Origin of the sequence: Eubacterium ramulus, from assembly GCF_045002895.1 — a bacterium.
GTDB classification, from domain to species: Bacteria; Bacillota; Clostridia; order Lachnospirales; family Lachnospiraceae; genus Eubacterium_I; species Eubacterium_I ramulus.
Genome location: NZ_CP173382.1, coordinates 1496814 through 1517261, shown reverse-complemented (window position 1 = coordinate 1517261; position 20448 = coordinate 1496814). Strand labels below are relative to the sequence as shown.

Annotated in this window: 23 protein-coding genes; all 23 read left to right on the top strand. The window is 42.1% G+C overall.

Going from position 1 to position 20448, the window contains the following annotated elements; all coding sequences use genetic code 11:
- The 23 genes from ffh to ACIRUQ_RS07065 all read left to right on the top strand — a co-directional run bounded on the left by ffh (window position 1) and on the right by ACIRUQ_RS07065 (window position 20092).
- Window positions 1-1356 carry a signal recognition particle protein gene (ffh, locus tag ACIRUQ_RS07175; RefSeq protein WP_055289082.1) on the top strand — a complete coding sequence of 452 codons (1356 nt, stop codon included), beginning with the start codon at window positions 1-3 and terminating at the stop codon, window positions 1354-1356.
- Window positions 1357-1407: 51 nt separating this feature from the next.
- Window positions 1408-1653: a 30S ribosomal protein S16 gene (gene rpsP, locus ACIRUQ_RS07170; RefSeq protein WP_021740144.1), complete on the top strand. Its 246-nt coding sequence runs from the start codon at window positions 1408-1410 to the stop codon at window positions 1651-1653.
- Window positions 1654-1674: 21 nt separating this feature from the next.
- Entirely contained in the window at window positions 1675-1905 is a 231-nt protein-coding gene (locus ACIRUQ_RS07165; protein WP_021740145.1) for a KH domain-containing protein, read from the top strand.
- A 53-nt stretch (window positions 1906-1958) separates the two neighbouring features.
- Window positions 1959-2468, top strand: coding sequence for a ribosome maturation factor RimM (gene rimM / locus ACIRUQ_RS07160; RefSeq protein WP_055289080.1), 510 nt, complete (start codon window positions 1959-1961; stop codon window positions 2466-2468).
- A gap of 3 nt (window positions 2469-2471) precedes the next feature.
- Entirely contained in the window at window positions 2472-3203 is a 732-nt protein-coding gene (trmD, locus tag ACIRUQ_RS07155; RefSeq protein WP_055289077.1) for a tRNA (guanosine(37)-N1)-methyltransferase TrmD, read from the top strand.
- Window positions 3204-3396: 193 nt separating this feature from the next.
- On the top strand, window positions 3397-3750 hold the full coding sequence (gene rplS, locus ACIRUQ_RS07150) for a 50S ribosomal protein L19 (protein WP_021740148.1): 354 nt from the start codon (window positions 3397-3399) through the stop codon (window positions 3748-3750).
- A gap of 154 nt (window positions 3751-3904) precedes the next feature.
- Window positions 3905-4492 (top strand): signal peptidase I, encoded by a 588-nt coding sequence (gene lepB, locus ACIRUQ_RS07145; RefSeq protein ID WP_404856543.1) that lies wholly within the window; start codon window positions 3905-3907, stop codon window positions 4490-4492.
- A gap of 19 nt (window positions 4493-4511) precedes the next feature.
- Window positions 4512-5363: a ribosome biogenesis GTPase YlqF gene (gene ylqF / locus ACIRUQ_RS07140; RefSeq protein WP_021740150.1), complete on the top strand. Its 852-nt coding sequence runs from the start codon at window positions 4512-4514 to the stop codon at window positions 5361-5363.
- Complete coding sequence (locus ACIRUQ_RS07135; protein ID WP_022036322.1) at window positions 5363-6130, top strand: ribonuclease HII; 768 nt, start codon at window positions 5363-5365, stop codon at window positions 6128-6130. The genes ylqF and ACIRUQ_RS07135 overlap by 1 nt, the downstream gene beginning before the upstream one ends.
- A gap of 94 nt (window positions 6131-6224) precedes the next feature.
- Window positions 6225-6590, top strand: coding sequence for a YraN family protein (locus ACIRUQ_RS07130; RefSeq protein WP_055289074.1), 366 nt, complete (start codon window positions 6225-6227; stop codon window positions 6588-6590).
- Window positions 6591-6691: 101 nt separating this feature from the next.
- Entirely contained in the window at window positions 6692-7630 is a 939-nt protein-coding gene (gene pgeF, locus ACIRUQ_RS07125; RefSeq protein WP_022036320.1) for a peptidoglycan editing factor PgeF, read from the top strand.
- Between the two features lie 23 nt (window positions 7631-7653).
- Window positions 7654-8316 (top strand): sugar O-acetyltransferase, encoded by a 663-nt coding sequence (locus ACIRUQ_RS07120; protein WP_044963871.1) that lies wholly within the window; start codon window positions 7654-7656, stop codon window positions 8314-8316.
- A 187-nt stretch (window positions 8317-8503) separates the two neighbouring features.
- Complete coding sequence (locus tag ACIRUQ_RS07115; RefSeq protein ID WP_022036319.1) at window positions 8504-9910, top strand: MATE family efflux transporter; 1407 nt, start codon at window positions 8504-8506, stop codon at window positions 9908-9910.
- 385 nt (window positions 9911-10295) lie between these two features.
- Window positions 10296-12923 carry a pyruvate, phosphate dikinase gene (ppdK, locus tag ACIRUQ_RS07110; protein ID WP_055289072.1) on the top strand — a complete coding sequence of 876 codons (2628 nt, stop codon included), beginning with the start codon at window positions 10296-10298 and terminating at the stop codon, window positions 12921-12923.
- 614 nt (window positions 12924-13537) lie between these two features.
- Complete coding sequence (locus ACIRUQ_RS07105; RefSeq protein WP_021740016.1) at window positions 13538-13927, top strand: hypothetical protein; 390 nt, start codon at window positions 13538-13540, stop codon at window positions 13925-13927.
- 61 nt (window positions 13928-13988) lie between these two features.
- Window positions 13989-15272, top strand: coding sequence for a hypothetical protein (locus tag ACIRUQ_RS07100; protein WP_021740015.1), 1284 nt, complete (start codon window positions 13989-13991; stop codon window positions 15270-15272).
- A complete protein-coding gene (locus ACIRUQ_RS07095; RefSeq protein WP_167618692.1) occupies window positions 15273-15497 on the top strand; it encodes a hypothetical protein in 225 nt (74 codons plus the stop codon).
- Window positions 15442-16167, top strand: coding sequence for a hypothetical protein (locus ACIRUQ_RS07090; protein WP_147597894.1), 726 nt, complete (start codon window positions 15442-15444; stop codon window positions 16165-16167). Before ACIRUQ_RS07095 ends, ACIRUQ_RS07090 begins: the two co-directional genes overlap by 56 nt.
- Window positions 16160-17017, top strand: a complete 858-nt coding sequence (locus ACIRUQ_RS07085; protein WP_022036771.1) for a hypothetical protein — start codon at window positions 16160-16162, stop codon at window positions 17015-17017. The genes ACIRUQ_RS07090 and ACIRUQ_RS07085 overlap by 8 nt, the downstream gene beginning before the upstream one ends.
- A gap of 2 nt (window positions 17018-17019) precedes the next feature.
- The gene (locus tag ACIRUQ_RS07080; protein WP_021740012.1) at window positions 17020-17658 is read left to right on the top strand and encodes an ATP-binding cassette domain-containing protein; all 639 of its coding nucleotides are present in this window, start codon (window positions 17020-17022) and stop codon (window positions 17656-17658) included.
- Between the two features lie 196 nt (window positions 17659-17854).
- Complete coding sequence (locus ACIRUQ_RS07075) at window positions 17855-18250, top strand: SH3 domain-containing protein (protein ID WP_021740011.1); 396 nt, start codon at window positions 17855-17857, stop codon at window positions 18248-18250.
- 170 nt (window positions 18251-18420) lie between these two features.
- On the top strand, window positions 18421-18903 hold the full coding sequence (locus ACIRUQ_RS07070) for an RNA polymerase sigma factor (protein WP_022036770.1): 483 nt from the start codon (window positions 18421-18423) through the stop codon (window positions 18901-18903).
- A gap of 19 nt (window positions 18904-18922) precedes the next feature.
- On the top strand, window positions 18923-20092 hold the full coding sequence (locus ACIRUQ_RS07065) for a hypothetical protein (protein WP_207642762.1): 1170 nt from the start codon (window positions 18923-18925) through the stop codon (window positions 20090-20092).
- Window positions 20093-20448 lie beyond the last annotated feature (356 nt).

The following is a 20448-nucleotide window of genomic DNA, read 5'->3' as shown; positions in this document are numbered from 1 at the left end:
ATGGCATTTGACAGCTTATCCGAAAAACTGCAAAATGTATTTAAAAACCTGCGCAGCAAGGGCCGGCTGACAGAGGCAGATGTGAAAGCTGCCCTGAAAGAAGTTAAGATGGCGTTGCTGGAAGCAGATGTAAACTTTAAAGTAGTGAAGCAGTTTGTAAAATCTGTACAGGAACGTGCGATTGGTGCAGACGTAATGAATGGTCTGAATCCGGGACAGATGGTCATTAAGATCGTAAACGAAGAGATGATCAAAATGATGGGTTCCGAGACAACAGAGTTAAAACTTCGTCCGGGACAGGCAACGACGATCATTATGATGGTTGGTCTGCAGGGTGCCGGTAAAACGACAACAACTGCAAAACTTGCAGGGAAATTCAAACTCAAAGGAAAGAAACCACTTCTGGTTGCCTGCGACGTTTATCGTCCGGCTGCGATCCAGCAGTTACAGGTTAACGGTGAAAAACAGGGTGTGGAAGTATTTACCATGGGCGATGGGCATAAACCGGTCAATATTGCAAAAGCAGCGGTAGAGCATGCAGCAAAAAACGGTAATAATGTTGTCATTCTCGATACGGCTGGTCGTCTTCATGTAGATGAAGATATGATGGATGAGCTGATTGAGATTAAAGAAAATGTGGATGTAGCGCAGACGGTTCTGGTAGTAGATGCCATGACTGGTCAGGATGCAGTCAATGTAGCAAGCACCTTTGATGAGAAAATCGGAATTGATGGAGTGATCCTCACGAAATTAGATGGTGATACCAGAGGTGGTGCCGCACTTTCTATCCGTGCGGTAACCGGAAAACCGATTCTGTATGCTGGTATGGGAGAAAAGCTTTCTGACCTGGAGCAGTTTTATCCGGAGCGAATGGCTTCCCGAATCCTTGGAATGGGTGATGTACTTACTCTGATCGAAAAGGCGCAGGCAGAGATGGATGATGAGAAAGCTGCAGAGATGGAAAAACGTTTCCGAAAAGCAGAGTTCACATTCAATGACTATCTGGATTCTATGAGTCAGATGAAGAAGATGGGCGGTTTTGCGAATGTCCTGAGTATGATGCCGGGAATTGGCGGCGCACAGATGAAGCAGATTGAAGATGCGATGGATGAGAAGAAGATGGCGCGTATTGAAGCAATCATCTGTTCCATGACTCCGGCGGAGCGTGGGGATCCAAATCTGATCAATCCAAGCAGAAAACGTCGAATTGCGGCAGGTGCCGGTGTGGATATCAGCGAAGTAAACCGTCTGGTAAAGCAATTTGAGCAGGCTCGCAAGATGATGAAACAGATGCCCGGTATGATGGGCAAAGGTAAACGTGGCGGTAAATTTGGAAATTTCAAGTTTCCTTTTTAACCATATAGCGCGTATGCGCAGTGAAGTAGAAAATTGAGGAGGTGAAATGACATGGCAGTTAAAATCAGATTAAGAAGAATGGGACAGAAAAAAGCTCCTTTTTATAGAATCGTAGTAGCAGATTCCAGAAGCCCGAGAGATGGTAGATTCATCGATGAGATTGGATATTATGATCCGACAAAAGAGCCGTCTGAGATCCGCGTAGACGAAGAAGCAGCTAAAAAATGGTTAGCAAACGGAGCACAGCCTACACAGACAGTTGAGAAAATTTTAAAAACAGCTGGTATCGAGAAATAATAGATTAGTGAGGGAAACGTGATGAAAGAATTAGTAGAAGTAATTGCAAAATCACTAGTCGACAATCCTGAAGAAGTTACTGTGACAGAGACAGAGAAAGACCGGGCAACCGTTCTGGAGCTGCATGTTGCACAGGCCGACATGGGAAAAGTGATCGGTAAGCAGGGCAGAATTGCGAAAGCAATCCGTTCTGTTGTGAAAGCTGCTGCATCTCGCGAGGACAAAAAAGTTATCGTAGAGATCGTACAGTAAAAGGCGATAAGGGACATGGTGTTAAACTATGTCCCTTTTTTGAAAGGGAGAATATGGAAGAATTTTTACAGGTAGGTGTGATTTCAAGCACACATGGAATTGCCGGGGAGGTCAAAGTATTTCCTACCACGGATGATGTGAAGCGTTTTAAGAAATTAAAAGAGGTTATTTTAGATACCGGTAAAGAACGAATGACACTTCATATCTGCCAGGTGAAATTTTTTAAACAGATGGTGATTCTGAAGTTCAAAGAGTTTCAGAATATTAATGAAGTGGAACGGTTTCGTGGGAAAAGCTTGTATGTGACACGGGAAAATGCTGTGAAACTGCAGAAAGATGAATATTTTATCGCAGATATGATCGGTATGCGTGTGGTTTCCACGGAAGGAGAAGAACTGGGAACATTGACCGATGTGCTTCAGACCGGAGCCAATGATGTCTATGTAGTAGAGCAGAATGGTGCATCACAGCTTCTGCTTCCTGCAATCAAGGATTGCATTCGGGATATTAACATGGAACAGATGGTGATGACAGTATATCTGATGCCTGGATTGAGGGATTAGTCGATGAGATTTCATATTTTAACATTGTTTCCTGAGATGGTGATGCAGGGACTGAATACGAGTATTATCGGAAATGCTGTAGAGCAGAATCTGATTGAAATAAATGTGATCAATATCCGGGATTTTACCAAGGATCGTCATAAAAAGGTTGACGATTATCCTTATGGCGGAGGAGCTGGAATGGTTATGCAGGCACAGCCCATTTACGATGCATGGAAGAGTATCGTGGCGGAGGTGGGCTATGAACCGCGCTGTGTGTATCTGACGCCGCAGGGACAGGTGTTTGCACAGGAGATGGCAAAGGAATATGCAAGAGAAGAAGATCTGATCTTTTTGTGCGGGCATTATGAAGGCGTGGATGAACGTGTGTTGGAGGAAATCGTGACAGATTATGTGTCCATTGGTGATTATGTGCTGACCGGCGGGGAACTTCCTGCCATGGTTATGGTGGACGCAATTTCCAGAATGGTTCCGGGTGTGCTGACCAATGAGGAATCCGGATCTACGGAATCATTAGAAGGCGGTCTGTTGGAATATCCGCAGTATAGCCGTCCGGCGAACTGGAACGGAAAGGAAGTGCCGCAGGTACTGCTTTCCGGAGATCATAAAAAGATTGAAAGCTGGCGACATGAGCAGTCTGTGCAGCGGACGCTGCGCAACCGACCGGAATTGCTGGAGGAAGCAGAACTCTCGCGGGCAGATGTAAAGCAGATTCTAAAGCAACTGAAAAAATAGAGTGTGTACATCCGCTTTACTTACTTTTTTTACTATCCACGAATGAATTGTCAAAAATACAATGTAAAAGCAGTATTTTATGTTGATTTTTATAAATAAGTATGGTAAACTATCATACGTTGTGAATTAAAAAAGAGATGGTCCTCTGCTACATTATGTATTAAGAACATCCAAATAACAGGAGGTCACAAAAATGAACGCAAATGAAATTATCAAAAGCATCGAAGCTGAGCAGCTGAAAGCTGAAGTACCGGAGTTTTCCGTAGGAGATACTGTTCGTGTATCTGCAAAAATCAAAGAGGGTAACCGCGAAAGAATTCAGGTTTTCGAGGGTACTGTATTAAAGAAACAGGGCGGAAGCAACCGTGAGACATTTACAGTTCGTAAATTCTCCAACGGTGTAGGCGTAGAGAAGACATGGCCATTACACTCTCCGAACGTAGAGAAAGTTGAAATCGTTCGTTACGGTAAAGTAAGACGTGCAAAACTTTACTACCTGAGAGACCGTGTAGGTAAGAAAGCTAAAGTTAAAGAGTTAGTAAAATAATTCGCTTTTGAATGCTGAATGATGATAATCCCCTGAGTTGATGTGTATGCATCTTCAGGGGATTTTTTCGTTTGATAGGAAATTATGTTGAATTTTCTATCAAACAAATCTCTTTTCTGGTACAATAGGGATGCATGTTATGAAAGGGAGGAAAATGATGATGTTATTTCGAACCAGCGGTCTGAATTTCCGGAGAAAGCGCAGAAAAATGAAGTTGTCTACGGCGAAGAGTGCAGCTGCATGGGCAGTGGAGATTCTGATCGTGTTACTGGTGGCATTTGTGCTGGTGTATTGTGCGGGAATGAGAGTGACTATGGTGGGAAATTCTATGGAGTCTACCGTATCAGATGGCAGTCAGATACTGGTAAACCGGTTTATTTATAATGTTAAGAGTCCAAAGTCCGGCGATGTGATCGTTTTTTTGCCAAATGGCAATGAAAAGAGTCACTATTATGTAAAACGTGTGATCGGTGTTCCGGGAGATAAGGTGCAGATTAAAAGTGGTCTGCTGTATGTCAATGGGGAACTATATGATACGGAAGATACAGATACCATCAAAAATGCAGGTGTGGCAGAAGAAGAGATCACAGTTGGTGAGGATGAATATTTTGTCCTGGGTGACAACCGAAACAGCAGTGAAGATAGCCGTTATGCAAATATAGGAAATATTAAAAAAGAATATATCAAGGGAAAAGCATGGTTTGTGGTTCGTCCGTTTAAGAAAATGGGAAGGATCCGGTAAGAGAAAGAAGGAAAAAGATATGAATTTTCAATGGTACCCGGGGCATATGACAAAAGCAAAACGTCAGATGCAGGAAGATATAAAACTGATCGATCTGGTCATTGAGCTGGTAGATGCGAGAATCCCTCTCAGTAGTCGGAATCCGGATATTGATGAGCTTGGGAAAAATAAAGCACGACTGATTCTGCTGAATAAATCAGATTTGTCTGATGAGCGGAAAAACGAGACCTGGGCTTCTTATTTTAAAGAAAAAGGATTTTATGTGGTAAAGCTGGATGCTCGCCGACGAAATAGTATGAAAGAAATACAGAATGTGATTCTGGAAGCATGTAAAGAAAAAATCGAGCGTGACCGTCGCAGAGGTATTAAAAACCGTCCGGTGCGCGCTATGGTTGTGGGAATTCCGAACGTAGGAAAGTCTACTTTTATCAATACTTTTGCTGGAAAAGCATGCGCGAAAACTGGAAATAAACCGGGTGTGACAAAAGGAAAACAGTGGATCCGCCTCAATAAGGATGTGGAACTGTTGGATACACCGGGTATCCTCTGGCCGAAGTTTGACGATCAGATGGTAGGGCTTCGTCTGGCTCTGATCGGCTCCATCAAAGATGAAATCCTGAATATTGATGAACTTTCACTGGAATTGATTTCTTATCTGAAAGAAAACTATGCTGGGACACTGGCGGCTCGTTATGAAGTGGAGGAAACTGTGGAACGTCCGGTGGAACTTCTGGAGGCAATTGCACAGAAACGCGGCTGTGTGCAACGTGGAAATGAGATTGATTACAGCAAAGCTGCTGCGCTTGTTGTTGATGATTTTCGCTCCGGACGTCTCGGTCGGATCACCCTGGAATTACCGGAGGCAGAATAATGGAAGTGCGGAAAATCGGTGAAATCAAAGAAGAATTAAAAGCAACGGCGGATACAGAATTGTCGGAATTTATCCGAAGATATGCCGCAGATGAGCGTGCCGGAGTCAGAACGATGCTGGCCCAGGCACAGAAGCGGCAGGAAAAGTATGAAAAAGAAATATTGCGTATAGAAGCATTGAAGGTTTATGAGCGCAAATACGCAGATTATGCATTAATCTGTGGAATCGATGAGGTAGGACGAGGACCTCTGGCTGGCCCAGTGGTGGCCGGTGCGGTAATCCTGCCAAAAGACTGCAATATTTTATATATCAACGATTCTAAAAAACTCAGTGAGAAAAAGAGAGAAGAACTGTACGATGTAATCATGGAACGGGCAGTTGCCACTGGTATTGGAATGGCATCTCCGGCCCGGATCGATGAGATCAATATTCTGCAGGCAACTTATGAAGCAATGCGGGAAGCTATCAGCAAACTGGATCCGCAGCCGGATCTGCTATTAAATGATGCTGTAACAATTCCACAGGTGGAGATCCATCAGGTGCCGATCATCAAAGGGGATGCTAAGAGTATTTCCATCGGTGCTGCCAGCATCATTGCGAAGGTGACCAGAGACCGGCTGATGGTGGAATATGATAAAGTGATGCCGGAATATGGTTTTGCATCTAATAAGGGATATGGCTCTGCGGCTCATATTGATGCACTGAAAAAATACGGTGCGACACCGATTCACAGGCGGAGTTTTATACATAATTTTATTACAGTATAGATCAGAGGGATGTGAAAAAGATTTGCATCCTATGCGATTTAGTACACAAACAAATAAAATCTTGTTATTTGCCGGAGAGAGTAGAAAGACAAAAATGAATACAAGAAAAATCGGAACAGTACAGGAACAGCGGGTGGCTGGATGGCTGAAACAGCATGGATATGATATTGTGGAACATAATTTTAGTTGCCGCTTTGGAGAAATTGATCTGATTGCCAGAAAAGATGGTTATCTGATTTTTGTAGAAGTAAAATACCGCAGCAACCTGGGGTATGGCTCTCCCTGTGAGGCAGTAGATCATCGGAAACAGAAACGAATATCCAATGCGGCAGCATTTTATCTGAGACGCTACGGGTATCCGATGGATCATCCCTGTCGTTTTGATGTGGCGCAGGTTTCGGCGGATGCTGTAGAACTGATGGAAAATGCATTTGCCTATTGCGGGAATTTTTCGATGTGACAAATGCTGCCTTTATAAGTAAGCAGCGAAAGTGGATTGCGAATGTCCGCTTTGTGAAAAAACTGTGCCTATGTGATATGGAAACGAAAGAAGGTGAACAGATGGAACATACAATAACAGAACGGACAGCCGATAATAAGAATGAAAAACAAAACGATGATGAATGCTGCATTATATCTGCAATCAAGCGAAAAAAAGAAGGGGCACAGTCCCTTCGACTAGAGATGCATCCGCTGAACAATGGGGCACAGGTACCGTTGTTTCATTTTCCGTTGCTGGATCAGACCGGAGTAGTTCGTCATTGCTTTACTACGCGGTATGGTGGTGTCAGCGAAGGAATTTTTTCGTCATTGAATCTCAGCTTCAGCCGTGGGGATGTAACAGAATCTGTGAAAGAAAATTATCGCAGGGTGGCAGAAACACTGGGGACGGACAACGGTCATCTTGTGTGTTCAGATCAGACTCATACAACAAATGTGCGGCTGGTGACCAAAGAAGATGCGGGCAAGGGCGTGATCTGTCCAAGGGATTATACGGATGTAGACGGCCTGATCACAAATGTTTCAGGGCTGACACTTGTTACTTTCTATGCAGACTGTGTACCATTATATTTTGTGGATCCGGTACACCATGCCATTGGACTGAGTCATTCCGGCTGGCGTGGTACAGTTGCACGTATGGGAAAATGTACACTGGAAGCTATGCATAATGCATTTGGCACAGAGGCATCCGATGTGTATTGCGCCATTGGACCATCAATCTGCCAGGATTGTTATGAGATCAGCGAGGACGTGGCTGTGCAGTTTATGCAGGCGTTTCCCGGGCATACGTCAGAAATTCTGATTGATAAAGGAAATGGAAAGTATCAGCTGGATTTGTGGAAAGCGAATGAAATTGTGCTGCTGGATGCTGGTGTGAAGAAAGATCATCTGGAAGTGACGGATGTGTGCACCTGCTGTAATCCGGAATTGTTGTTTTCTCACAGAGCCAGTCATGGAAAACGGGGGAATCTGGGGGCATTTCTGTGCCTGAACCCATAAAAAAAAGAGAGAGGGATAATATGATGCAGTTAAAAGACAGAATAGCAAATGGAATGCTTTTTTATGAGCACGGACATAAGGATCCGGTAGATATTGAACAGGAACAGGAGTTGGACGCACTGCGCAGACATTGTAAAGAAGTAATGTTTGATTACAACCATACCCGTCCGGAAGACCGGAAGAAACGGCAGGAACTGTTGAAAGGATTGCTGGGAAAATGTGGGGACAGTGTGTTTATTGAAGATGGTGTCCATATGTCTTATGGCTGCCATCTCTACCTGGAAGGCGGTTTTTATGCAAATTTCAATCTGAGTGTGATAGATGACGGAGATATTTTCATCGGAGATAAAACCATGATCGGACCGAATGTAACACTTTGTACTACCGGACATCCGGTGGAACCGGAGTATCGTGGAATGGGGGCACATTATTCTCTGCCAATTCACATTGGTAGAAATGTCTGGATCGGAAGTAATGCGGTGATTCTTCCGGGAGTTACCATTGGAGATAATAGTGTCATTGGTGCCGGCAGTATCGTGACGAAAGATATTCCGGCAAATGTGGTTGCAGTAGGTAATCCATGTCGTGTGTCCAGAGAGATTGGGGAGAGAGACCGGGAATACTATTTCCGTGATCTGAAAATTGATTTTCCATATACCTCAGACAGAATCACATCGGAAGAGTAGTATATTGATACAACACAAGAATAGGACAGGGTTGTAAAATTTTATAAAACGAATGGAAAAATCCAAGTTATGCAACCAATAGAATAGCCATCGGTTTTATATCGGTGGCTGTTCTATTGATGAAATTGATATTTTTGAAAAAAGAACGATTCTGAGAGTTCATATTACAAATAGGGAGATTAGATCAATGGAGAGGACAGAAAAGAAATGTTTTTTTAGAAAGTTCATCGGAGATAAAAAGTTTTATCTGATGGTTCTTTCGATTGCAATTCCAATTATGATCCAGAATGGCATCACAAATTTTGTAAGTCTGTTGGATAATATTATGATCGGACGAATCGGTACAGAACCGATGTCTGGCGCTGCGATTGTGAATCAGCTGATTTTTGTATACAATCTGTGTATTTTCGGTGGTGTATCCGGAGCCGGGATTTTCACAGCACAATATTTTGGAAAAGGAGATCAGGAGGGCGTACGCAACACGATGCGGTATAAGCTGTGGATGGTGATCATTATCACCGCAGCAACGATTGTGCTGCTCCTGACACAGGGAGATGCGTTGATTCACATGTATCTGAAAGGAGAAGGCACTGTAGCACAGGTGGCAGATACGTTGCGTTATGGACGGGAATATCTGGACATTATTGTGTGGGGACTTCCGGCCTTTATGATGGTACAGGTATATGCCAGTACACTGAGGGAGTGTGGAGAGACTATGCTGCCGATGAAAGCAGGTGTTGCTGCAGTAGTTGTAAATCTGTTTTTCAACTTTATGCTTATTTACGGAATGCTGTTTTTCCCGAAAATGGGTGTAAGAGGTGCAGCGCTTGCTACGGTGATCTCACGATATGTGGAAGTTCTGATCGTCATGGGATGGACACACAGACATCATGCGAAACATGTCTTTGCGGAAGGACTGTACCGCACCATGAGGGTTCCGGCTGCTATGACAAGGAGAATCCTGATCCAGGGTACGCCGCTGCTTTTGAATGAGACTTTCTGGGCCGCAGGCATGGCAATGCTGACCCAGTGTTATTCTATACGTGGATTGAATGTAGTAGCAGGTCTGAATATTTCAAATACGGTAAACAATGTATTTAATATTGTATTCATTGCTCTGGGAGATTCGGTGGCCATTGTAGTTGGACAGCTGCTTGGTGCCGGTAAGATGAAAGAAGCGAGAGATACAGATAATAAGATGATTGCATTTTCTGTGTTCTGCTGTACGATTGTGGCTTTGGCGATGCTCGTGCTGGCACCGTTATTCCCAAACCTGTACAATACGAATGCGGAGGCCAGAGAACTGGCAAAATATTTTATTATAATCACAGCTATTTTTATGCCACAGAATGCATTTTTGCATGCCTCGTATTTTACACTGCGTTCCGGTGGCAGAACGATCATTACATTTTTGTTTGACAGTGTATTTATTTGGGTAGTGAGTGTATCTGTGGCGTTTACGCTCAGTCGTTTTACCGCACTTCCGGTACTTGCAATCTATGCACTTGTGCAGGCAGCAGATTTTATCAAATGCATTATTGGATTTATACTTGTTAAAAAAGGTGTATGGCTGCGCAATATTGTAACTTCGTAGGTTACGGCACATGTATTTGCTCATGCAGACATTCCAGTCGGTGTGATCGGAATCCCGCTACTGTGGGAAGACAGGAAGGCAGCACCAAAAAATAACGGAAGGCAGAATGTCGGTCCTGTTACTGTATAATAGGTAAGATATATAATGCAGGATGATCGAATATAAGCGGAAAATGAGCGGATAGTCACAAACTTGTGGGGTGGTGAAAAAAAGGTAATTATTTTGTTACAAATTTCACAAAAAAGGTTGAAATCTATAAAAAATGTGGTAAAATATAGACGAAGTTTCGGAGAAAACAAGGAACTTCATGTGAAAAATTGCTAAAATAACAGATGACGCAATATCTGTTTGCAAAACACAATGTATATTTTAGGAGGAATTAGAAATGGCAAAATGGGTGTACTTATTTAGCGAAGGTAATGCCAGCATGCGCGAGCTTCTTGGAGGTAAAGGTGCAAACCTTGCTGAGATGACAGGTCTTGGACTTCCAGTACCACAGGGCTTCACTATTACAACAGAGGCTTGTACACAGTACTATGAGGATGGCCGTGAGATTAATGATGAGATTCAGGGACAGATCAACGAGTACATTGGTAAAATGGAAGAGATTACTGGTAAAAAATTCGGTGACAAGGAGAATCCATTGCTCGTATCAGTTCGTTCTGGTGCAAGAGCTTCTATGCCAGGTATGATGGATACAATCTTAAATCTTGGTCTGAATGAGACCGTAGTAGAGGTATTAGCTGAGAAATCCAATAACCCACGTTGGGCATGGGATTGCTATCGTAGATTTATCCAGATGTATTCCGACGTAGTTATGGAAGTTGGTAAAAAATATTTCGAGCAGCTCATTGATGCGATGAAAGAGAAAAAAGGCGTTACTTTTGATGTAGATCTTACTGCAGAAGATTTAAAAGAACTTGCCGGACAGTTCAAAGCTGAGTATAAAGCAAAAATCGGACAGGACTTCCCGGATGATCCGAAAGAGCAGTTAATGGGAGCTGTAAAAGCAGTATTCCGTTCCTGGGATAACCCACGTGCAAACGTATACCGTCGTGACAACGATATTCCGTACAGCTGGGGTACAGCCGTAAACGTACAGGCTATGGCTTTCGGTAACATGGGTGATGATTGCGGTACAGGTGTTGCATTTACACGTGATCCGGCTACCGGCGAGAAGAAACTGATGGGTGAGTTCCTGATCAATGCTCAGGGTGAGGACGTAGTTGCTGGTGTTCGTACACCGATGCCGATCGCTAAGATGGAAGAGGAATTCCCGGAGGCATATGCTCAGTTCGTACAGGTTTGCAAAACTCTGGAAGATCATTATAGAGATATGCAGGATATGGAGTTTACGGTTGAAAATAGAAAACTTTACATGTTACAGACACGTAATGGTAAGAGAACAGCTCAGGCTGCATTAAAGATTGCTTGTGATCTGGTAGATGAGGGAATGAGAACAGAGAAAGAAGCGGTAGCTATGATCGAGCCGCGTAATCTTGACGCTCTGCTTCACCCGACATTCGATACAGCTGCATTAAAAGCTGCTACACCGATTGCAAAAGCTCTTGGTGCTGCTCCGGGTGCTGCTTGCGGTAAAATCGTATTCACAGCTGACGATGCTGTTGAATGGGCTGCAAGAGGAGAGAAAGTTGTTCTGGTTCGTCTTGAGACCTCACCGGAAGATATCACAGGTATGAAAGCTTCCCAGGGTATCCTGACAGTTCGTGGTGGTATGACATCTCATGCAGCAGTAGTTGCCCGTGGTATGGGTGCTTGCTGTGTATCCGGATGCGGCGACATCATTATGGATGAAGAAAATAAGAAATTTACACTTGCAGGAAAAGAGTATCATGAAGGTGATGTAATCTCCTTTGATGGTTCTACTGGCTGCATTTACGACGGAGCAATCCCGACAGTAGAAGCTACCATCGCTGGTGAGTTTGGAAGAATCATGGCATGGGCTGACAAATACAGAACATTAAAAGTTCGTACAAATGCTGATACACCGGCAGATGCTAAGAAAGCGCGTGAACTTGGTGCAGAAGGTATCGGACTTTGCCGTACAGAGCATATGTTCTTTGAAGGTGACAGAATTGATGCATTCCGTGAGATGATCTGTGCAGATACAGTAGAAGAGAGAGAAGCTGCTCTTGAGAAAATCTTACCGTATCAGCAGGGTGACTTCGAACAGTTATACGAGGCAATGGAAGGTGAAGCAGTTACGATCCGTTTCCTTGATCCGCCACTTCATGAGTTCGTTCCGACAGAAGAAGAGGACATCAAGAAACTGGCTGATGCTCAGGGTAAATCTGTAGATCAGATCAAAGCTATCATCGAAGGTCTGAAAGAGTTCAACCCGATGATGGGACATCGTGGATGCCGTCTTGCTGTAACATATCCGGAAATCGCTAAAATGCAGACAAAAGCAGTGATCCGTGCAGCAATCAATGTATCCAAAGCTCATCCGGAATGGAATATGGTACCGGAAATCATGATTCCGTTAGTAGGCGATATCAAAGAGTTAAAATATGTTAAGAAATTTGTTGTAGAGACAGCTGACGCTGAGATTGCAGCAGCAGGTGCTGATCTGAAGTATGAAGTTGGAACTATGATCGAGATTCCGCGTGCAGCATTAACAGCTGATGAGATTGCAACAGAGGCTGAGTTCTTCTGCTTCGGTACAAACGACTTAACACAGATGACATTTGGTTTCTCCCGTGATGATGCAGGTAAATTCCTTGATGCTTACTATGACGCTAAGATCTTTGAAAATGACCCATTTGCAAAATTGGATCAGGATGGCGTTGGTAAACTGATGGAGATGGCATTGAAACTTGGTAAACCGGTTCGCCCGACATTACATTGTGGTATCTGTGGAGAGCACGGTGGAGATCCTTCTTCCGTAGAGTTCTGCCATAAGATCGGACTTGATTATGTATCCTGTTCACCATTCCGTGTGCCGATCGCTCGTCTTGCAGCAGCACAGGCAGCTATCAGCTCAGAACAGTGATTGAAAACCCCATTTTTCTAGGGTCTTACAACGTATCAAAGAGTTATATGAGGCAAGTTATTGGATTTTACAGACCAGATTTTAGGTTTGAGGCTGCGAATGACATTACTCTTGTGCTAAAATTAGCGTAGGGAATAGATTTTTCTATTCCCTACCTTTTTTTATTTGATAGGAAAGTTCGATTTTTGCCGATCTCTTGAACGAAAATAGCCCGCACTGAGGTGGGCATGCAGATAAAACGACACAGATTTAGAAAGATTGTCAATGGTAAGTGTCTCTATAGTGTAGCTCCCATCTTCATAGTATTGTATATGTTGCTTTGAATCTTGAGCAAATGCTGGTATACATGTCGTCACTATTAACAAACATGCAGTAAAAATGCATAGAAATCGTTTTTTATCTTTTTTCATCAGTAAAAACCCTCGTTTACGATTAGATTAAGGTACCTCTGTAGGAGGTGTTTCAATACTGTAGCCATCGATAGAATGGTCTTTGACATACATAATAAACAATGATATTATTAATTCATCAAATAAAAGGAGGGGAGTCCAATGGTGACTGAAGAAGAGGTGACAGAAAAAACATAATATTTAAACAAATGGGAGGAATTTACAATGAGATTTAAAAAATTGAAGATGAGTATGGCAATGGCAGCTATGTCAATGATGATGTTACTTCCGGCAGCTCCGGTATTTGCTTCAACATCTGATACCTGGTCAGTTAACTATTATAAAGGAGCGCCAACAACTACTGCTAATCCGATAGATTATGCATATGTGGAGTATTATTACAAATATAAAGCGATGGCATATGACCTGACAGGTTCATCGGATAGGACGGTGACCATTTCAAATGCAAATATGACGACACAGTATATTAAACCATCGGCAACAACAAGAACATGGACCATAAAGAAGGGATCATCTACTGTAGTGACGTTTAAAGTCGTAGCAAGTGGTAGCGAATCTTGCTATTCAACCGGAATGATTAAACAGGATAAGTAAGTAATCTTTGGGTGATGCACTCTATCAGTGAGTGCATCATTCAAATTGGAGGTAAAATGCCATGAAAAAGAAAATAACAATCTTCAATTTTATAATAAGTGCAATTTTGGTTTTTACAGTAACAGCATGTGGACAGAAATCAGAAGAAAATAAAAATACATCAGTAAGTACAAATGGCAGTGATATGCTTTTTTCTACAGATGCATATGAAAAAAAACTTTTGCCTGATAGAAGTTCAATCAAGGAGTGTGCCGACACATATGAGCAGGACATTAATGAAATTCTGGCACAGGACAAAGGAAAGTTTGATTTTTCAAATTGTGATTTTGCAGATTTCCCGGATGTAACTTCTTTAAAAGTCATGCTTGAGGAAAAGCATGGAATTACGGTTGAAGAGGCAGAAAAGACTCTTTCTGATTGGGTAACAAGTATTGGAAAACAAACTGTGGTCGATATGAAATCAGATGTTTATTATATACCGGATAATATAAACGAAACAGGTGAATTGTCATTATTCTATGAAGACAAAAAAAAGTTAGAAAATGGCGAGGGATGTCTTATTGATATTCCTGAATGTTATATCAATCTTTTGGGAGACGGAATATATTCTGCCAGTGATGGGAAAATCAGAGAATATATGGGGTATGAGGATGCAGCCTCATATGATGCATTTGGAGATCATGCGGAAGATACGGTAGAAAGTGGAAAAGTTTCTGAATTAGCACAGAAGGAGTATACGTTAATATCCGGAAATCTGTCTGTTGAACAGGGCGCTGAGTTAGTAAAGGATTATTTTTCGGCTGGAACACCATTCCCTTGTGAAAATGGAGTCACCGTAGATGTTCCGGAAGTCAGAATTTTCCGCTTGGGAGATGTTTATGGGTATGATTACACTGTTCGGCGCAAATACGAAAACGTGCCTTTTGCATATATGGATACAGGACATTATCGCTTTTATGCAGATTATCTTTCAGATGCAGACATTAAACATGCATATGTTGTGGATGATACGGGGATTACGGCTTTTTGCGGATATAATGAGGCCAGAAAGCTGACGGAACTTATCTCTGATGACAGCATGATCAGTTTTAAACAAATGCTTGAATTTTTACGGAGTGGTCTTGCATCACGTTTGAATATTAATGTTGAACGTGCAGGGTTAGTTTATTTTCCGGTTAAGTTACAGGGATCGGCAGAAAAAGAGGAAGTGATCGTGTTACCTTGTTGGGAAGTATTCGGTGTGAACGAGATCAAAAATGAAAAGATTTGGATTTATGTGGATGTATTTACTGGAGAGATTTATTACTATACAACAGAAATAAATGAAAGTTCTGATGAAAATTAAATGGGTTTTATCAAGAAGTTGTTAAGATATAAGTTGCAAAAGGATTTTGGGGGAATATATGTGCCAGATGTTAAAAGCAGAATTAAAAAAATTAAGCTTTATACCATATCTGATATTGAGCATCAGTGGAATAGTGTTACTTTGTCTCAGCGCAACTGGAGAGACAGATATGAGTGGAAAACAGATATCGATTTTTTCTTTGATATTTCAGGCACAACAGGCTAATACAGATATATCAAAATCTGCATTAGCACTCTGGCAGGCAGGGATCGGAGGCTGGCTGGTTGTGTTTGCACCGATGCTGCTTTCCATGGGATATATTTTACTACTCTCTGAAGAACGTCGAAACGGACAGATTCGTTTTCATATCTTACGTTCAGGAAATTGGAAGTACTGCATTTCCAAGGTGTGTAGTGGGGCATTGGCTGGTGGAATTGTATTTCTGATCGGATATGCATTGTTTGGATTACTTTTGGTGATGAGATTTCCGTCTGTTCGGACATTTCCTATAGAAGAACAGGAAATATTTTTGCTGGGAAGCAGTATCGGGATTGTCATTATGAAAAAGCTGATCGGAGCTTTTTTGTATGGCATGTTCGGAAGCGTGTTTGGAGTTGGTGTGGCGATTGTGTTCCGGGACAAGTACATGTTAGTCTGTCTGCCTTTTATGATCAATTATATTTATAAGCAGATTTTATCAAAACTGGCAACAGATGCGATGGCTGCGGAGGCCTGGACAAGACTGAACCGGATTGATGCATTCCGCCCGGAGAGTATTATGAATCTTTCACTGGGATGGAACTGGTTCCTGTCAGTCATTTTGATGTCAGCAATCTATGTGGTGTTAGCAGTTATTTTTTACCACAGTGTGAAAAGGGGGGATTGGGGTGCCTGAAAGAAATATGAAAACCGTCCTTCATATTGCCGGAACAGAATTCAAGCGATGGCTTAGAAGCAGCCGTATTATCATACTCGGTGTCATGCTGATCTTCGTGCATATGCAGATTATCGTAACCCTGCAGGACTGTGCTTCGCGGACAGGACTTCCGGTATCAGTGCCGGAAGCTTTTGTTGCACTGGGAAATTCCGGAAGCATTGTCCTGATCCTGCCGGCATTGTTTCTGGTTTTGATGTCGGATTTCCCGCAAAAAAGCGGCATTGATTTTTTGTATCAGATCAGATGTTCAAAAAGAGTATGGATCATGGGACAGATCATGTTTGCGCTGGAAGCGGTCGTATTCCTTGTGGTGTTTCTCATTTTGGCGTCCTGTTTGATGATGAGTGGAAGCGGCGTGTGGAAGATGGAATTCAGTAACGCGGTGACACATTATTCCAGCATCTTTCCGGAACGGACAGGCGATTATATTTTACAGTTGCTTCCGGAAAATCTGTATCAGCAGATGACGTTTCGGACAGCATTTGTGCACACGGTGGTTCTGTTGTCACTGTACTTTTTCTTACTGTCCATGATTTTATTGTTTACATCATTGTGTAATCGAAAATTTACTGGTGTATTACTGGATGGCGTACTGATCGTGCTTGGAACCGTCACATGTTCCGCAGACTCATGGTTGATGTGGCTGTTTCCTATGGCACATGCGATTCCATGGGTACATTACGAGAAATACCTGAGTCAGCAGATATTTCCAATCTGGGGCTCTTATGTGTGCCTGATTGGAAGCTGTGTCGGATTGATGATTTTATGTATGGCTTTGAGCAGAAACTATCAGGCAGGAAGGGGATAAGTATGATTGAGATAAAGGATGTATCATTAAATTTGAATAAACGGCAGATTTTGGATCATGTTTCCCTGAAATTGCAGGAGGGGAAAATCTATGGTCTGGTGGGAAACAATGGAAGTGGAAAGACCATGCTGATGAAATGTGTCTGTGGATTTATTCACCCGACATCAGGAATAGTATTGGCAGACGGAAAAGTAATTGGAAAAGATGTAGATTATCTCCCGGACGCAGGGGTTATTATAGAAACACCGGGATTCATCTCTTATTACAGTGGATTACAAAATTTGAAAGTACTGGCCGGGATTAAAAACAAAATCGGAAATTTACAGATACGGGATGCTATGAAGCGTGTGGGATTAGACCCGGATCTCAAACTTTCCGTTAAAAAGTACAGTCTTGGAATGCGGCAGCGTCTTGGACTGGCACAGGCAATGATGGAATCTCCGTCTGTGCTGATCCTGGATGAACCAATGAACGGTCTGGATAAAAACGGGGTAGAAGAAATCAGGCAGTTATTACTGTCCATGAAAAATGATCATAAAACTATCGTGATTGCAAGCCATAATGCAGAAGACATTCAGGTTTTGTGTGACGAAGTATATGAAATGGAGAATGGAAAGCTTTGTAATATGAATACTGTATAATTTATAGGAATTCCTGGTTAAAAACAAAAAATAACATAATCAGATGAAAACACACAAAGCTACATTTTATTTGTCGTAACATTTTAAGGAGTTTGTGAGCGCATAAGTTAAAGCTAAAGTGAAGATATTTCTTTTCAAAAATAAAGAGTTATATTCATAATAAGATATAGAAAGTAGAGAGGCGGTAGATGAAGTAATGAAAAAGAAAATTATGAGAATATTTTGTTGTATAATGGCAACATTATTTTTAAGTATACCAGGTATGGCGTATGCAACGGAAGCAGGGAATACTCCCATTGATGTTGTACAAAACTATGATGTTCAGATTTTATCGACAGATGTGAAACATAATCGTAGTTTGGCAAAAGTGACAACGCATACTGCGAATGGAGAGATTATCAATAATGGAGTACGATTAAGAAAATCACCAAGTACATCTGCGACAATTCTTGAACTCATGTATGATGGAGAATTAATCTGGATTGACTGGTCGGCATATGGAAGTGCTGGATTAAATTGGCATCGTGTACAGCGAATAAAAACAGGAACCTATGGATGGGTGAGCAAATCTTATGTATATCATTGGGATTAAGAAAAACGATTATATATTGCAGAGGGTTGTGCTCTCTGCATTTTTTAAATAAAAAAGATGCAGATAACATGCATATTCGACTTAATGTGAATTTCAGAAAACCATTTGCAGATTTCAACTGTCTTATATATGTAACTGAAAAATGATAGGGAATTGGTGGAAAAACTTATATGAGTGTAATGAACAAGGAAGAATTATCAGAACTGATCTTGCAAAATCAAAAAGAGATGTATGTACTGGCTTATTCGATACTGCAAAATCAGTCGGATGCTCAGGACGCAGTCAGCGAATGTATCGTGCGGGCATTTGAAAATCGGACAAGTCTCAGAAAACGTGCAAGTGCAAGATCCTGGCTGATAAAGATTCTGATCAATGTATCCCGTTCAGCAATCACAAAACGACAGAAAGTTGTGCTTTTTGCTGATCCGGAACAATACGAGCAGGCTTCAGAAGAACCGGAAGATTATTTATGGTCAGCAATTCTGGAACTGCAGGAAAATGTGCGGGTTGTCATGGTTCTCTATTATTATGACGGTTTTTCGGTAAGGGAGATCAGAGCAATGTTGGATATTCCAGAAGGAACGACAAAGACCAGGCTCTCAGCGGGGAGAAAACAACTGACGAAATGGTTAGAGAACGGAAAGGAGCGGTGACATGTTATCAGATGAGCAAATGGATCGAGAAATCCGGGAACATGTAGAGAAGCATCCAGTGATTCTGCCGGAAGATTACCAGACAATGGTACAGAATCAGATTAAAAAATGTTGTGAAGGTGAAATGTCTATGAGTCAGAACAAACAGCGAAAAAAGAAAATGATTGCAGCAGCCTGCATGATATTATGTATTGGGGTCTGCGGTGCCGGTGGCGTGCGTGCTGGAATGAACTATGCAAAACAGCGTGTGGAGAAGACTTCTGAGAAGGAGCAGGAAGCCCTGTGGATGGATGCCGCCAAAGCAGATGCAGATACATTTTCCAGAGAATTATCCAAAAAGGAACAGCAGAGAATGAATGAACTGGCAGAAAGGTATCAGACAGAAGGATTATTCCCGGATGGAAGTATTTTGCAGATTTCGGATCAATCAGAGATTGTACCTGATCAAATCTGTTTCCTGGCTCAGGCCAGTACTTTTTATCTGCCGGAGAAAGCATTGAGCGATGAGCAGATGCTGGAACTGATTGATTTTTATGCAAAGCGTGATTATAGTGTAACAGCACAGGGACAAAAAGAAGCTGATATAACTGATTCAGCAGATGATGTGACAGAAATCTCTCAGGAGGAAGTAGTAGAAAAAGCATCTGCCTTGTTAGAACGGTTATATGGAGTTAATGCGGATACATTGACAATCAAGACAGAGCATGACCAGGCATCAGATGGAAACGGCGAGACATTTACAACGGATCATATCATTTATCGGGATGAGGCTGCAGGAATTTCTTATCTGGTATCAGTAAATCTGCAGAATGGAGAAATAAGAACCGTTTCAGTGCAAAAAGATACGGGATCAAATTATTCCAAAGAGATAGCAGAAAATGCAACTCAGTATCAGGAACTTTTTCCGGAAGCAGAAAAGATGGCGTATGCCTATATGGAAGAAAATGCTGTGTGGGTTGAAAAACAGATCGAATATATGCGAGATGAAAAACAGATGCTTGGAACAGGAATCGTAAACTATATTTTTGTAACAGATACGGATGCGTGTGTTATCAGCTATAGCTGTGCACAGCAATATTTTTATCAGGTACGGGAATTTTCAAAGGATGAATTGGACAGCTACCTGTCAGACGAAAAAGAGCAGGGAGCAATGAGAAACCTGGAACAGGTAATAACAGAAGTAAAGTAATGAAAAATACGACCAAAAATGGCAGAAGTTCAAAATACTTCTGCCATTTTTGGTATGTCGAATAAGAAATAAGAATGAGACACAGTCTGTGGTGAAAAATCCGGATATGAAAAATCAGGAAGGCGATGCCGTGGAGAATCATAGAGAGCAAACGGGCAATCCACAACGTGTCGCGGTACCGATGGCCGTTTTGCTGGCCTGTGTGGGGATAGTACTGTTCGTTAGAAAACGAAGTTTCCGATGAATGGAAAATGGCGTATATCTATAGACGTAATCGCAGGTTTACTGGCGCTGGCACCAATTTCTTCTACTGTTTATGCAGCAACTTCGGCAGTCACTACAAATAGATGTTAAAA